The sequence below is a fragment of the Rhizobium sp. SU303 genome, from assembly GCF_021052345.1.
Lineage (GTDB): Bacteria > Pseudomonadota > Alphaproteobacteria > Rhizobiales > Rhizobiaceae > Rhizobium > Rhizobium laguerreae.
In genome coordinates this window covers 2145763-2159065 of sequence record NZ_CP088095.1, presented here as the reverse complement: position 1 = coordinate 2159065, position 13303 = coordinate 2145763, and the positions used below count along the sequence as shown (strand labels likewise).

Below are 13303 nucleotides of genomic sequence, written 5' to 3'. Positions count from 1 at the left end.
CAGGATGATTTTAGGCCCGATTGGCCGAAAATCTGAATCCTGTTCTCAATTAATGAGTTAGAGCATGATGTCGTCTGAAAACCGCTCAGACTTTTCGGCATCATGCTCTGGCTGTCAGACCATTGTCATCGAACCCGCCTAAGCGATTGCGCCTCGATGCTGTCACCAGGAGGCGTTTTCGATGGCGACATTAGAGCAGGTCGCGTTCCGGGCAGGATGCTCGCTGGCGACCGCGAGCAGGGTTCTCAACCGCAACGGACCGGCCAGCGACCTGATGGTGCGCAAGGTGCGCCGTGCGGCCGCCGAACTCGGCTATCGCCCGGCTGGCTCGTCCGCCGGCAGGCTCGGACGCAGGCCCGTGGTCGGCGTGCTGATCCCGAGCATCACCAATCCGGTCTTTGCCTCGTCACTGTCGAGCATCCAGAACCGCATGCTGGTGGCCGGCCATGGCGTCTTGATCGCCCAGTCGAATTACGATCCGGCGCGCGAGGCCGATGCCGTCGCAGCACTTTTGAACGACCGGCCGACCGGGCTGATCCTCACCGTCTGCGATCCATCGACCAGCAAGGCGCTGCTTGCGAAGCTCCCGCCGACGGTGCTGCTCAACAACCTGCCGACGGCGCAGTTTCCGGCGGCGGTCACTGCCGACAATCGCGGCGCCGGCCGCGAGATCGCGACATTCCTGATCGGCATGGGCCATCGCCGCATTCTGTTTCTCTCTGGGAATTTTGCCGCCTCCGACCGCGCCCACCTTCGCTACCGCGGTTATCTCGACGCTATGGCCGAGAACGGGCTGACACCCCTCGATGCGGTGCAGATCCCGTTCGTCAGCGGCTATGACCAGCTCGATCTTGGTGTCGCGATGACTTCGCTTGCGCCGACGGCGATCATCGCCTCCAACGATCTGCTGGCGCTCGGCGTCATCGGCGCGCTGAAGCGCGAGGGGCTTTCCGTGCCTGGGGATGTTTCGGTCGCCGGCTTCGACGGCATTGCCATCGGCCGGCTGATCGATCCACCGCTGACGACCATCGAAATGCCGGATGCCAGCATGGGGGCAACGGCCGCCTCGCTGCTTCTCGACATGGCGGAGAATGCTGCCCCTGCCCGCCATCTCGATGTCGCCTATACACTTCGCCGCGGCGGCACCGTGCGCGCCATCTGACGCTTGCGAAACCAGAGGGCCGCCACGCGCTCGGCGTGGCGGCCCTGCCCTGTTCCCGATCGGGAAGCCGATCAGCTGCGCGGCAGCATGCCCTCGACATCGGCGGCTGCGTCGTCGAGTGCTTCCTTCGGCTCGGCCGACTGGTCGACGATGCGCGAGAGGTTGTCGACGATTGTCTGCGTGACCTTGACGCCGTTCGAGCCTGGGAAGGCATACCAGGGGATCATCACCGGCATCTGGCTGAGGCCTGCCTGGAACAGCGGGTTCTGCTTGTAGAAATCGCCGAGATAATCGGCCGACTTCGCGGCAAGCTCGTTGTTCGGGACATAACCGGTGCCGGGCACGACGACGGAAGCGCCATAAGGGCCGGCGGCGAATTTGGCGAACTTCCAGGCGGCATCCTGCTTGGCGGCGTCATGCGTCAGGATGACGACGGCGTTGCCGCCGGTCGGCAGACGGCCATTCACCGGATCGATCAACGGGATCCTGGCGGTGCGCAGATCGAACTTGTTGCCGACATTCTTGATCGTGTTGCGCAGCGCGCCTGTGGTCTGGAATTCGAAACCGACCTTGCCGGCTGCGAAAGCCTGTTCACCGGCGGCCTTGGTGAACACAGGCATGCCGCCTTCGGTCACCAGACGATGCAGGACCTCGACGGCCTTCTGACCTTCCGGGCCGTTGAAGGCGACCTTGCTTTCGTCGTCGCTCAGCATCTTGCCGCCGGCGCCGAAGAGCAGTGCCGAAAACATCCAGTCGTCGCCCTGCCAGCGGTAATCGATGCCATCGGCGCCATTGCCGAGCGCCTTGATCTTGCCGCCGAGCGCGATGACCTCATCCCAGGTCTTCGGCGGATTTTCAGGATCACCGCCGGCCGCCTTCACGAGATCGGCGTTGTAATACATGATCGGGTTGGAGGTCGCAAAAGCCAGGCCCACCTGCTTGCCCTTGACCTGGGCAAGCTTGAGGATCGTGTCGGAGAAGCCCTGCTCGGCCATGTTGCCGTCCTTCTGGACGAGCGGGCCGAGATCGACGGCGACGTCGCGTTCGTCGAGCATGCGCAGACGGTTGAGGCCGATGAAGGTGATATCGGGCATTTCGCTGGTGCCGACCTGGCGAAGGATCGTCTGGATGCCTTCTTCATAGGTCGCCGACGGGCTGGCGAACTGAATCTTGATATCTGGGTTTTCTTCCATGAACTTCTTCGAGATCGTGTCCATCACGTCCTTGAAGAAGCCCGGCATCGGGTAGTGAACCGTCAGCGTCGTCTCGGCATGCGCGGGAAGCGCGATTGCCATCGATACGGTCGCTGCGGCGAGAAGCTGGGTGATATGTTTCATCGCTCGTTCTCCTGGGTTGAAACCGGTCAGCCTTTGAGACCGGTCATGGTGATGCCCTCGACGAAGCGCTTCTGCGCAAGCAGGAAGGCGATGACGAGGGGAAGGGTAATGATGAGGGTCGCCGCCATCAGCGCGCCGTAGTCGTCGCCGGCCTCGGCGGCGCGAAAATACATCAGGCCGAGCGGCGGCGTGGCATAGTCCTGCTTGCTGATGACGATCAGCGGCCAGTAGAGATCATTCCAATGGGCGACGACCGAGAAGATGGCGAAGGCGGTGACCGCCGGCCAGGCGTTCGGCACGATGACGCGGGCGACGATGCCGAGTTCCGACATGCCATCGAGACGCGCGGCATGGATGAGATCGTCGGGCATGGCGCGGAAGAACTGCAGGAACATGAAGATCGCGAAGACCGAAATGGTGAAGGGCGCGACAAGGGCGGCATAGCTGTTGAGCAGCGCGGCGCGGTCGAATACGACATAGAGCGGCAGCGCGGTCGCATGGATCGGCACCAGCAGGCCGAGCATGACAAGCACCATCATGGCGCGGGCGGCGCCGAAGCGCAGCTTTGCCATGGCGTAGGCGCAGGGGATTGCCACCAGCACCTGGAAAAAGAAGATCAGCCCGCAGACGACGACGCCGTTCCACAACAGCTGCGCCATCGGCACTCGGCTCAAGGCCTTGGCAAAATTCTCGGCATAGGTGAAGTGCGCCGGGATCAACGACAGCGACGAGGTGAAGATGTCGCTTTGGGCCTTGCCGGCCGTCGAGATCATGAAGACATAGGGCGACAGGAAGATGATTGCGCCGAGCGAAAGCAGCGTCAGGCGGATGATCCTGCCGAGGGAAAAAGCGTTCGTCATCATGTGTAATGCACCCGGCGATCGAGAACGCGGTACTGCAGGAACATCAGCACCACCAGGATCAGCAGAAAAACCACCGTCATCGCCGAAGCATAACCGACGCGCAGGTAGACGAAGCCCTCCTGGTAGATCGTGAAGAGCAGCACCTCCGACGCCTTGTTCGGGCCGCCCTCGGTCAGCGTCTTCACCGTTTCGAAGACCTTGACTGAATTGGTGATGCTGATGGTGATGACGAAGAGCGTCGTCGGCCCGAGCATCGGCCAGGTCACCAGCAGGAAACGGTCGAGGGAGGATCTGGCGCCGTCGACCTCGGCGGCCGCGTAAAGCTCGCGCGGGATCGCCGTCAGCCCGGCGAGGAACAGCACCATGTTGAAGCCGGCCGATTGCCAGACGCCGATGATCGAGAGGCTGTAGAGCACCGTGCCGGAGCTGCCCAGCCAGTTCGGGCCGGGAAGCCCGACGAGGGCGAGCAGTGCGTTGAGCGGGCCGATTGTGGGGTGGAACATATACTGCCAGACGGTCGCCATGGCGACGATCAGCGAGGCGACCGGCAGGAAATAAGCGGTGCGGAAGAAGCTGCGCGCCTTGGTCTCGCTCTCGATCAGCATGGCGATGCCGAGGCCGAGAAGGATCGAGACGGGTGCGACGATCGCCGTGTACACCGTCGTATTCCACAGCGACTTGCGAAACGTCCGGTCGGTGATCAGGTGCGCGTAATTCTCGAAGCCGACGAAACGGAACTTGCCGTAGCCGAGTTCGAAATCGGTAAAGCCGAGCACGATGACGGATACAACCGGCAAAAGCACGAAGAGGAACAGCAGGATGATCGCCGGCATCACCAGCATCCAGGCGATGCGGGCCTCGCTACGCCGATGCGCAACGGCGGCATCCTCCGGCACGGCCATGGTAACGATGCTAGCCATGCGCCCTCTCCCGCTGGGCATCGCTATTAGCGAGCCCGGCATCGCTTGTAGCGAGCCCGGCATCGGCGGCGGCGAGCCCGGCATCACCCGTTGCAACGCCGCCGGCCAGCCGACTGCCGTCCTCGGCAAAGATCAGCGTGCGGCCGGGCGAAAGCCTCAGCCCGACCGGATCGCCTGCCACAAGGCCCGAGGCTTCGGAGGGTTGAACCTTGGCGACGATAGTCTCACCGATCGCCTCGAGCCGGCAATGGAGGATGACTTCGGAGCCCAGGAATTCGACGCGTTCGATCCGGGCGGCAAGGCCGTCATGCCGGCTCTTGGAAAGAAAGACGAATTCCGGGCGAATGGCGAGCGTGACTGGCATCTTGCCGCCGGGTGCATTCTCAAGCGTCAGGCGCAGGCCGCCGCAGAGAATGATGCCGCCTTCGGCAAATGCCGGCAGCAGATTGATGCGCGGCTGGCCGATGAAGCGGGCGACCTCGATATGGGCGGGATCGTCGTAGATGACCTCGGGGCTGGCGATCTGCAGCAGTTTTCCGCCCATCATAACGGCGACACGGTCGGCCATGGACAGCGCTTCCGCCTGGTCGTGGGTGACATAGAGCGTCGGTACGCCGGCGCGGCGATGCAGGTCGACGATCTCGCCGCGGGCGTGAACGCGCAGATTGGCATCGAGATTGGAGAGCGGTTCGTCCATCAGGAAGATGCTCGGCTGGCGCACCATGGCGCGGGCAAGCGCCACGCGCTGGCGCTGGCCGCCCGACATCTGGCCGGGCTTGCGGTCGAGCAGGTGGTCGATCTTCAGCGATGTCGCCATATCCCTGACGTCGCGGGCGATCGCCCTGCGGGTGGCGCGCTGGCCCGGCATCAACGACCCGATGAAGGGCAGCCGCTGCATCCTCGACAGCCGGCGCATCGCCAAGGGCACGGCGATATTCTCAGAGGCCGTCAAATGCGGATAAAGCGCGTAGGACTGAAAGACCATGGCGATGTTGCGGTCGGCGGCCGCAACGCCGGACATATCCAGCCCGCCGATCAGGATCTCGCCCTGGTCGGCGTGGTCGAGGCCGGCAAGGACGCGCAGCAGCGTGCTCTTACCGCAGCCGGAAGGGCCGACCAACGCGATGAATTCGCCGGCGGCGACATCCAGGCTGACGCCATCAAGGATCTGGTTGCCGCCGAACGCCTTGGTGATGCCGCGAAGCGAGAGCGCGCTCATTCGGCGGGCTCCCGCGGCTTGACCGCCTGGGGGTAGACTTCGTGCACGACATCGTCGAGTACATGCGCGGTCATGCCGGGAACGGCGACGATCGTGCTTTCGACCGAAGCCTCGAACTCGTGGACGACGGCGCCGATCAGGCGCTCACCCGGCATCTCGCGCTCCATCTTGTCGATGATGAAAGCAGCCGACGGACCCCATATCAGTTGGGTATTGTCGAAGCGTCCCCGCCAGGCCCAGTGGAGATGCCCGCTCGCAAACAGCGCCACGTCATGCGCGGCGATCAGATCATAGAGCCGCCGACGCTGAGCCGGGCGAACGCTCCAATATCCGGTATCGCCTTCGTCGGGTGCATCGACGAAGAGCGGCTTGTGCGCGAATAGCGCCACGCGCCGCCCTGCCCTGTCGGAGAGCACCTGGTCGAGCCATTCGAACTGCGCCTCCTCCTCGTCATCCTCATGACCGAGAAGCAGCGAGTTCAATCCGATGAAGCGCCAGGCACCCGCATCTTCCAGCCAGCGGTCGTCGCCGGCAAGGCTGCGCCAGCGGGACAACCGCTCGGCATTAACGGGCTGATCCGATCCCTTGAGGTGGCCGACATCGTGATTGCCGGGGACGATCAGCATCGGGATCGACACCTGACGCATCAGGTCCATCGAGAAGGTGATATCCGCGTCCTTGTCGGCGCCATCGACGGTGAGATCGCCGGTATGGACGATCAGGTCCGCGCCGGTCTCTTCGATCCAGCTCAAAAGCGGCGCCCAGTTGCCGTTGAAATGCGGCTTGTCGGGACTGAAATGGGTGTCGGTGATCTGAATGATTTTCATGGGCGCGCGTCTCCGAGACCTCGGCAGCGCGTCACGTGCGCTCCCTTCTCGTGCCCTCTCTAGAAGGCTCCCATGTCAATCACACAGCTGAGGTTTTCAGCTGTTTCTCAGTTTTGACATCAATCTGTCATCCTGGCGCAGACCGCCCGCCGGAACGGGGGCAGCCTTGACCTGTATTTGAATCAAGAACACGCGGGCGCTTGCAACATTGCGTTGCAATCAGTGCCGTGGCGCGTTGGCGGGAATGGACGACACCGTTGCCGAGACAGGGTCGCTTGCAGGAAAGCTGTCTTCGAGGCCTTCATCGAGTTCCTCTTCCAGCGTTTGCCTGTCGCCGGCCGAACGCGCACTCGGCTGGCCGATCAAGCCCTTGCTGCCTTCGTCGAAATTGCCGTTGCTCAAGGCATCGTAGCGGTTGATGCTGCCGTCTGCTTCCCCGCCGGCAAAGGCGGTCAACTGAACCATCATGACCTTGGCGTGGTCGACCGCCGTCGTATCGTCGAGTTCGCCGTGGGAGTTGTCGATTTTGACGGAAATCGATTCTCCTCCCTCGCCCAGGAATTCGACAGTGAAGAGGTCGCCGGCCTGTGTCACCCGAGTCTCAATTAGTTGCATGAAAACCTCCTGTGTTCATGCACCTCAACGGCCATCCAAGTCCGGAGTTCCACGGCAACGCCATTTCCGCGTAGGGCGACAGGCCCTGGGCTATGCGAGTTCATTGGCAGTTCAATAGGTCGCATCCATGCGGAAATTGCCGCTATCGCCTTTCGAGAAATTCTCGTTCTCCAATATTCCCGCAGACCAGAAACTCGCTTTGATATCGAGCTATTCGGAGGTGCTGCGTAAGTTCGCCAGATTTAACCGAGGCGGTCGGACGCGCAGATATGCTGCCGAAACTGATCCAGGTGGCGGACGGACTGGACGGTATGGCAACCGCGACTGCCGAGACGGAGGCCGGAGCCGAGGTGATGGCGCACGCAGCGCGGCTAATCCGGGCGACCGAGGGGATGCTGGCGTCGATGTCTTCGTCTTCAATCGTCCACTAATGTCTCCTTGCGAGTGTGACGGGATAGATGCGGCGACACCCTTGCCCTTAAGCCTTATGGTTAATTTATTAATAATTCGGGGTTTATAAACGGAACCAGACGGCCTTTCCGAGTGTTGATGGTGCGCCGTGGAGGAACCCTGATGATCCTGAAAATCCTTGCCCCCAAGATCGACGCAGATTGCCATGACACCGGAACCTGGCCCGATGGGATCTTCGCCGAAAACCGCATCGATCTTTCCGCTCGCCGCGATGGCCGTCGTCGTTCGCCGCATGAGCGCGACTACGGCAATGACAGGAAAGTGGAAAATCTGCCGCTCGGCTTTGTCTGACCGTTCCGCGCGTGGCTCACAGCCTGCGAAAGACCAGAACGCCTGATGCCGGCAACACTGCATTCAGCACGATGTTGCGGGAGCGAATCGCATCCTGATGGATGCTGAGCGCGATCAGATCGCGATAACAGCGAATCATCCCTGCCCCGCTGCCATCAGTTTCGCCGAGGATATTCTCCCGGTCCTTGAGGAAATCATTGTAGCGATAGGGTTTCTGGGCGCCGATTTCCTCGCCCATGAAAAACATCAGCGTCTCGGCCGATAGCAGCGTCATCGCCGCCGCAAACCTGGAGCTCGCCTTCGCCCGCGCCCTGGTCTCGCCGACAACAGTGCAAAATTGACCGCGATAACAGCGGTTCGCGCCGATACTTCGCGATTGCCGCAATCATCATGCGACTGGTTGTCGCGCGCTCGTTTGGAATGCGCCGGCAACAGACGACATGGTCAGCGCTCGCTTGTCCCCGAAGCCGGCATTCCTCAACAGTTGCGCCTGTGCGCCGCCGTGATATTCGACGAGGTTGTGATGAAAATCGCCGTACCAGGTTGCATCGAAGCCGAGCCCGTCGCCGGTCAGGCTTGGCTCGGTCATCGCCGACCAGTCCGAATAGTCCTCTTCCGTCAGGAAAAGCTGCGGCTTGATCAGCCGCATCGTGCGGGTCCACTGTTAAGAATTTAGCGCCGAAGGCGGCGGCGCGATCGGCGCGCCGGCCATCGGAACGGGCCACATTCACGACAATATATCATGGTTAACGGGCAACACTGCGTCGGCCCTTGTCGTGTATTAAATCGAATCATCGACAGCAATTGGGGATATATTCCCATCGCCAATTCCCTCATGAACTGGGAGAAAAACCTATGGCTCAAGCCGTCAGAATAAACGATATTATTCGTTCCTTTGGAATTGATACGCATATCGACTACACCGACGGAAAATATTCCAATGTCGGAGAAGTTGTTAAGGCTCTCGACTATCTTGGCCTTGATACGGTTCGCGATCACGCCCCCAACACCGCTTCCGACCCCAACGGACAAACGCATCTCGGCGATGCGGCCGAGGCCGGCGTGCAGTTCGTCTTCAGCGCCCAGCGGGAAGTCGACCCCGCCACCGTCGCCCAGCGACTGCATGACTTCGTGCAGGCCCATCCCGGATCGGTCGTCGGCATCGAAGGTCCGAACGAAGTCAACAACTGGCCGGTCAGCTATCACGGCTTGAGCGGTCAGGCCGCAGCGGTCGCCTATCAGAAAGACCTGTCTGCCGCCGTCAACGCCGATCCCTTGCTGAAAAATATCCCCGTTCTCGGCTTTACCGGATATACGGTCGCTTCCGCCTCCGACTACACGACGATCCACACCTATGCGAAGGATGGCGACCAGCCATATTCATGGCTTTCCCGCGAAGCCGGCGTTCAGCGCGCTGCCGATCCGGGCAAGCCGCTAGCGATCACCGAGACCGGTTACCACACCTCGCTCACCGCCGACAGCAATGGCGGCTGGGAAGGCGTCAGTGAAGCGACGCAGGCAAAGCTCCTGCTCAATACGCTGATGGACGGCGCGGCCCTCGGCTCGAAAAACACGTTCATCTACGAGCTGCTGGACGCCTATTCCGATCCGCAGGGCGCCAATCAGGAAAAGCATTTCGGCCTTTTTCATCTCGACTATTCGACCAAGCCGGCTGCGACGGCGATCCATAACCTGACCGAAATTCTTGAGGACGACGGCGCAACAAAAGCGAGCTTCAGCGCGGGAACCGTCAACTATTCGATCGATGGCATGCCGTCCTCGGCCCGTAGCCTGCTCACGGAAAAATCGGACGGAAGCTACCAGATCATCATCTGGAACGAGCCCGATATCTGGAACCAGTCCTCCGACACGGCCATTCAGGCGGCGGCAACAGCCGTCAAGGTCAATCTCGGTGCTTCGTTCGGCTCCGTGAAAGTCTTCGACCCGCTGACCGGGACGACGGCGATCAAAAGCCTCAGCAACGTCTCGTCGCTGACGCTCGATGTCGTCGACCATCCCTTGATCATCGAGATAGCAGGCAGCGGCGCCAGCACGCCGCCGGCCACCAATCATCTCTATGGCGGCACCGGCAACGACACCTTCACCGTGACCAATGCCAACCAAATCGTCGATGAAAGCCGGGGCGGCGGAACGGATACCATCAAGGCGTCGATCTCCTTCAGCCTGGCCGATCAGAAGCATACGGTCGGAACGATCGAAAACCTCACCTTGACCGGGACGGCCAATCTGAACGCGACGGGCAACAATACAGCCAACATTCTCACCGGCAACGACGGAAACAATTCTCTCAACGGCGGCAAAGGTGCCGATCGATTGGTCGGCGGGCTCGGAAACGACAAGCTGATCGGCAAGGCCGGTGCTGACGTTCTCACCGGCGGGGGCGGAGGCGATTCCTTCGTCTTCGATGTGAAGCCCGACAACACCAGCGTCGACAAGATCCGGGATTTTTCCTCCGCGGCGGGCGACAAGCTGATGCTCGATCATTCAATTTTCGCGGCGCTCAGCCTATCCAGATTTTCGGATGAGAATTTCGTTCTGGGAACGAAAGCGCTCGAGGCGGATGACAAGCTGATCTACGATCAGGCGAGCGGCATTCTATCCTATGACGCAGATGGAAGCGCAGCGGGCGCGGCCATCCACGTTGCGGATCTCGATAATTCCGCCGCACTTCACTTCAAAGATTTCTTGCTTGCCTGACCCGGTCGGCCCGCCTCCTTCCGGGGCGGGCCTACAACCTCACGGGCAGTCATCTCTCCTCCTCTTGTCGGAGCCGGAATCCCGGCCACATTCTCCGTTGACGCCACCCATGCACGTCAGGAGAAGCCTTTGCCTTGGATCGCCTATATCGTCCATTTCATCGCCGCAGCCTTTCTGACCAACGGCATTCCGCATTTCGTCAACGGCGTCAGCGGCAGGCCGTTCCGCATCCCATTCGCGCAAGGGGCAAAGCTCGGCTCACCGACAGCGAATGTCGTCTGGGGCTGGGCGAATTTCCTCATCGCCTTCCTGCTGTTTGCCACTGCATAATTCCTTAAATCGGAATCGATTTAAGGATAAAATTATGCAGCAATTCAAAGTGTTACAGCGTCCTTTGCGCGTCTTAAAAGACGCGCGGCGCTGTAATGTCGGGCCGCTCTATATCGGCACGCCGGGCGACACGATCTTCGTGGCAGCGGGCATGCTCGTCACCGGCATCCTGCTCGCCCGTATTTTCGAAGGCGACGTTTGATATACTAACTTGCATGATGATAGTCATTGCTCTAGTGACTATCATCATGCAGCGGACGAGCTTCAGCGACTTCAAATGCCCGGCGGCGCGCGCGCTCGACAGCGTCGGCGACTGGTGGAGCATCCTGATCCTGCGCGATGCCTTTCAGGGGCTTTCGCGCTTCGACGAATTCCAGAAAAGCCTCGGCGTGGCGCCGAACATCCTGACGCGGCGGCTGAAACATCTGGCGGAAAAGGGGCTGTTCGAACGGCGTCTCTATAATCAGCGCCCCGCCCGCTACGAATATCTGCTGACGGACAAGGGGCGTGACTTCTTTCCTGTTCTGATGGCGCTGTTTTCCTGGGGAAGCCGGCACATCCCGGAAGAGGACCTCGCCTTTCTCTTGGGCGATGCCGCTTCCGGCAGAGAGCGCCAGACGGTGCTGGTCGATGCGCGAACCGGCGAAGAAGTGACACCAGAAAACACCAGCCTGCTTGCAGGTCCCGCCGCCGACGACGAGGTGCACGAGCGGATCGCCCGCATGCGCGCCTGGTATCTCGGCATCGATGCATAGAAAGGACAAAAGAATGGATCGTATCGTTGTTACCGGCATGGGACTTGTCTCGCCGCTGGGCACCGGCGTCGAGCCTTCCTGGAAGCGCCTTCTCGACGGCTGTTCGGGGTTGAGGGTGTTGACGGAGGATATCGTCGGCGACCTCCCGGCCAAGGTCGGCGGCATCGTTCCCGGCATCGCCGAAGATGCTGAGGCCGGCTTCGATCCCGACCGCTACATCACGCCGAAGGATCAGAAGAAGATGGACCGCTTCATCCATTTTGCCATGGCGGCGACGGAGGAAGCCGTGAAGCAGGCGGGCTGGATGCCGACCGACGAAGGCGAGCGAGAGCGCACCGCGACGATCATCGCGTCGGGCGTCGGCGGCTTCCCCGCGATCGCCGAAGCGGTGCGGATCGGCGAAACGCGCGGCGTGCGGCGGCTGTCGCCCTTCACCGTGCCGTCCTTCCTCGTCAATCTCGCCGCCGGCCAGGTCAGTATCCGTTACGGCTTCAAGGGGCCGCTCGGGGCTCCCGTGACGGCCTGTGCGGCCAGCGTCCAGGCAATCGGCGATGCGGCGCGGCTGATCCGCTCCGGCGAAGCGGATGTGGCGATCTGCGGCGGTGCCGAGGCCTGCATCGACAAGGTGAGCCTCGGCGGCTTTGCCGCTGCGCGTGCCCTTTCAACCGGTTTCAACGAGACGCCGAAGCTGGCGTCTCGCCCCTTCGACACGGCGCGCGATGGTTTCGTCATGGGCGAAGGTGCAGGCGTCCTGGTGATCGAGACGCTGGAGCATGCGCTTATCCGTGGCGCCACGCCGCTCGCCGAACTCGTCGGCTATGGCACGGCGGCGGACGCCTACCACATGACCTCAGGCCCCGAAGACGGCGACGGCGCGCGCCGGGCAATGGAGGCGGCACTCCGGCAGGCAAAGATCCCCGCTTCGGAGGTCAGGCATCTCAACGCGCATGCGACCTCGACACCGGTCGGTGACAGAGGCGAGATCGCGGCGATCGGCACGGTCTTCGGCCGCAATGGCGGTATCGCCGTCAGCGCGACGAAATCGGCGACCGGCCACCTGCTCGGCGCCGCCGGCGGGCTCGAGGCGATCTTCACTATCCTTGCGCTACGCGACCAGATCGCGCCACCGACCCGCAACCTGGAGCATGCGGATCCGGCCGCCGACGGCATCGATATCGTCGGCAAGGCGGCGCGGCCGCTGGTGATGGACTATGCAATTACCAACGGTTTCGGCTTCGGCGGGGTGAATGCCAGCGCCCTGTTCCGCCGCTGGTCGTAAAGCCCACTTTCCTTGCGCTGAAAATCGCCTACACTTCTGCTCTATCGGCGATCCTTTCCCCGATAGAGCCGGAGATACCCCATGCGCGCCTTCTTCGCAGTTCTTATCCTGTGTGCAGCGTCCTTCCTCTCCCCTGTCTCGGCCCGCGCCGAAGATCCGATCGACACGACGCGGACGATGATCGAGGACCAGATCAAGGCCTTCCTCAAGGATGATGCCGAGACCGCCTATTCCTTCGCCGCGCCTGGTATCAGGGCGATGTATCCCGACAAGAACCTCTTCTTCGCCATGGTGAAGAAGAGCTACGAGCCGGTCTATCACCCAGGCAATTACGCCTTCGGGCGCAGCCGCTCGATCGACAACGGCGCGCTGATCTATCACGAGGTGCTGATTTCAGGCCGCGACGGCAAGGACTGGACGGCGATCTACCAGATCATGCGCCAGCCGGACGGCAGCTACAGGATCAACGGCGTGCAGATCATGCCGGACGCGGACAGCAAGGGCATTTGATCCCGA

At 61.7% G+C, this 13303-nt stretch carries 13 protein-coding genes and 3 pseudogenes; 9 read left to right on the top strand and 7 right to left on the bottom strand.

Annotated elements, in window-relative coordinates:
* The first annotated feature begins 181 nt into the window (after positions 1 to 181).
* On the top strand, positions 182 to 1162 hold the full coding sequence (locus RlegSU303_RS10835) for a substrate-binding domain-containing protein (RefSeq protein WP_131645689.1): 981 nt from the start codon (positions 182 to 184) through the stop codon (positions 1160 to 1162).
* A 71-nt stretch (positions 1163 to 1233) separates the two neighbouring features.
* Here RlegSU303_RS10835 and RlegSU303_RS10830 read toward each other — a convergent pair whose 3' ends face one another.
* From RlegSU303_RS10830 to RlegSU303_RS10805, 6 genes are all read right to left on the bottom strand, one after another.
* Positions 1234 to 2499 carry an ABC transporter substrate-binding protein gene (locus RlegSU303_RS10830; RefSeq protein ID WP_131645688.1) on the bottom strand — a complete coding sequence of 422 codons (1266 nt, stop codon included), beginning with the start codon at positions 2497 to 2499 and terminating at the stop codon, positions 1234 to 1236.
* Positions 2500 to 2525: 26 nt separating this feature from the next.
* Positions 2526 to 3362: a carbohydrate ABC transporter permease gene (locus RlegSU303_RS10825; protein ID WP_151518627.1), complete on the bottom strand. Its 837-nt coding sequence runs from the start codon at positions 3360 to 3362 to the stop codon at positions 2526 to 2528.
* The gene (locus RlegSU303_RS10820) at positions 3359 to 4282 is read right to left on the bottom strand and encodes a carbohydrate ABC transporter permease (protein WP_094085972.1); all 924 of its coding nucleotides are present in this window, start codon (positions 4280 to 4282) and stop codon (positions 3359 to 3361) included. Before RlegSU303_RS10820 ends, RlegSU303_RS10825 begins: the two co-directional genes overlap by 4 nt.
* Complete coding sequence (locus RlegSU303_RS10815; RefSeq protein WP_151518629.1) at positions 4275 to 5501, bottom strand: ABC transporter ATP-binding protein; 1227 nt, start codon at positions 5499 to 5501, stop codon at positions 4275 to 4277. The genes RlegSU303_RS10820 and RlegSU303_RS10815 overlap by 8 nt, the downstream gene beginning before the upstream one ends.
* Positions 5498 to 6328: a metallophosphoesterase family protein gene (locus RlegSU303_RS10810; protein ID WP_094085974.1), complete on the bottom strand. Its 831-nt coding sequence runs from the start codon at positions 6326 to 6328 to the stop codon at positions 5498 to 5500. The genes RlegSU303_RS10815 and RlegSU303_RS10810 overlap by 4 nt, the downstream gene beginning before the upstream one ends.
* A gap of 219 nt (positions 6329 to 6547) precedes the next feature.
* Entirely contained in the window at positions 6548 to 6943 is a 396-nt protein-coding gene (locus tag RlegSU303_RS10805) for a hypothetical protein (protein ID WP_131645684.1), read from the bottom strand.
* Positions 6944 to 6954: 11 nt separating this feature from the next.
* On the opposite strand from RlegSU303_RS10805, the pseudogene RlegSU303_RS34350 reads away from it, so the two are divergent.
* Positions 6955 to 7374: pseudogene (locus RlegSU303_RS34350) on the top strand (hypothetical protein).
* A 142-nt stretch (positions 7375 to 7516) separates the two neighbouring features.
* Entirely contained in the window at positions 7517 to 7705 is a 189-nt protein-coding gene (locus RlegSU303_RS10795; protein ID WP_029875172.1) for a hypothetical protein, read from the top strand.
* Positions 7706 to 7727: 22 nt separating this feature from the next.
* On the opposite strand, the pseudogene RlegSU303_RS34345 reads toward RlegSU303_RS10795, so the two are convergent.
* Positions 7728 to 8430 (bottom strand): annotated as a pseudogene (locus RlegSU303_RS34345) (alpha-amylase family glycosyl hydrolase); the annotation flags it as partial.
* Between the two features lie 130 nt (positions 8431 to 8560).
* Here RlegSU303_RS34345 and RlegSU303_RS10780 point away from each other — a divergent pair.
* The 6 genes and pseudogenes from RlegSU303_RS10780 to RlegSU303_RS10755 all read left to right on the top strand — a co-directional run bounded on the left by RlegSU303_RS10780 (position 8561) and on the right by RlegSU303_RS10755 (position 13297).
* Positions 8561 to 10423 carry a calcium-binding protein gene (locus tag RlegSU303_RS10780; RefSeq protein ID WP_168280253.1) on the top strand — a complete coding sequence of 621 codons (1863 nt, stop codon included), beginning with the start codon at positions 8561 to 8563 and terminating at the stop codon, positions 10421 to 10423.
* Between the two features lie 129 nt (positions 10424 to 10552).
* Positions 10553 to 10744: pseudogene (locus tag RlegSU303_RS10775) on the top strand (hypothetical protein); the annotation flags it as partial.
* 43 nt (positions 10745 to 10787) lie between these two features.
* A complete protein-coding gene (locus tag RlegSU303_RS10770; protein ID WP_165504159.1) occupies positions 10788 to 10955 on the top strand; it encodes a hypothetical protein in 168 nt (55 codons plus the stop codon).
* Between the two features lie 46 nt (positions 10956 to 11001).
* Positions 11002 to 11508, top strand: a complete 507-nt coding sequence (locus tag RlegSU303_RS10765; RefSeq protein WP_131622782.1) for a winged helix-turn-helix transcriptional regulator — start codon at positions 11002 to 11004, stop codon at positions 11506 to 11508.
* A 13-nt stretch (positions 11509 to 11521) separates the two neighbouring features.
* Positions 11522 to 12787 carry a beta-ketoacyl-ACP synthase II gene (gene fabF, locus RlegSU303_RS10760; RefSeq protein WP_131622723.1) on the top strand — a complete coding sequence of 422 codons (1266 nt, stop codon included), beginning with the start codon at positions 11522 to 11524 and terminating at the stop codon, positions 12785 to 12787.
* A gap of 81 nt (positions 12788 to 12868) precedes the next feature.
* On the top strand, positions 12869 to 13297 hold the full coding sequence (locus RlegSU303_RS10755) for a DUF4864 domain-containing protein (protein ID WP_131622721.1): 429 nt from the start codon (positions 12869 to 12871) through the stop codon (positions 13295 to 13297).
* Positions 13298 to 13303 lie beyond the last annotated feature (6 nt).

Bases quoted from the DNA above. Each gene is read 5' to 3' on its own strand.
- RlegSU303_RS10835 (WP_131645689.1), top strand. From the start codon at position 182: ATGGCGACATTAGAGCAGGTCGCGTTCCGGGCAGGATGCTCGCTGGCG.
- RlegSU303_RS10830 (WP_131645688.1), bottom strand. From the start codon at position 2,499: ATGAAACATATCACCCAGCTTCTCGCCGCAGCGACCGTATCGATGGCA.
- RlegSU303_RS10825 (WP_151518627.1), bottom strand. From the start codon at position 3,362: ATGATGACGAACGCTTTTTCCCTCGGCAGGATCATCCGCCTGACGCTG.
- RlegSU303_RS10820 (WP_094085972.1), bottom strand. From the start codon at position 4,282: ATGGCTAGCATCGTTACCATGGCCGTGCCGGAGGATGCCGCCGTTGCG.
- RlegSU303_RS10815 (WP_151518629.1), bottom strand. From the start codon at position 5,501: ATGAGCGCGCTCTCGCTTCGCGGCATCACCAAGGCGTTCGGCGGCAAC.
- RlegSU303_RS10810 (WP_094085974.1), bottom strand. From the start codon at position 6,328: ATGAAAATCATTCAGATCACCGACACCCATTTCAGTCCCGACAAGCCG.
- RlegSU303_RS10805 (WP_131645684.1), bottom strand. From the start codon at position 6,943: ATGCAACTAATTGAGACTCGGGTGACACAGGCCGGCGACCTCTTCACT.
- RlegSU303_RS10795 (WP_029875172.1), top strand. From the start codon at position 7,517: ATGATCCTGAAAATCCTTGCCCCCAAGATCGACGCAGATTGCCATGAC.
- RlegSU303_RS10780 (WP_168280253.1), top strand. From the start codon at position 8,561: ATGGCTCAAGCCGTCAGAATAAACGATATTATTCGTTCCTTTGGAATT.
- RlegSU303_RS10770 (WP_165504159.1), top strand. From the start codon at position 10,788: ATGCAGCAATTCAAAGTGTTACAGCGTCCTTTGCGCGTCTTAAAAGAC.
- RlegSU303_RS10765 (WP_131622782.1), top strand. From the start codon at position 11,002: ATGCAGCGGACGAGCTTCAGCGACTTCAAATGCCCGGCGGCGCGCGCG.
- fabF (WP_131622723.1), top strand. From the start codon at position 11,522: ATGGATCGTATCGTTGTTACCGGCATGGGACTTGTCTCGCCGCTGGGC.
- RlegSU303_RS10755 (WP_131622721.1), top strand. From the start codon at position 12,869: ATGCGCGCCTTCTTCGCAGTTCTTATCCTGTGTGCAGCGTCCTTCCTC.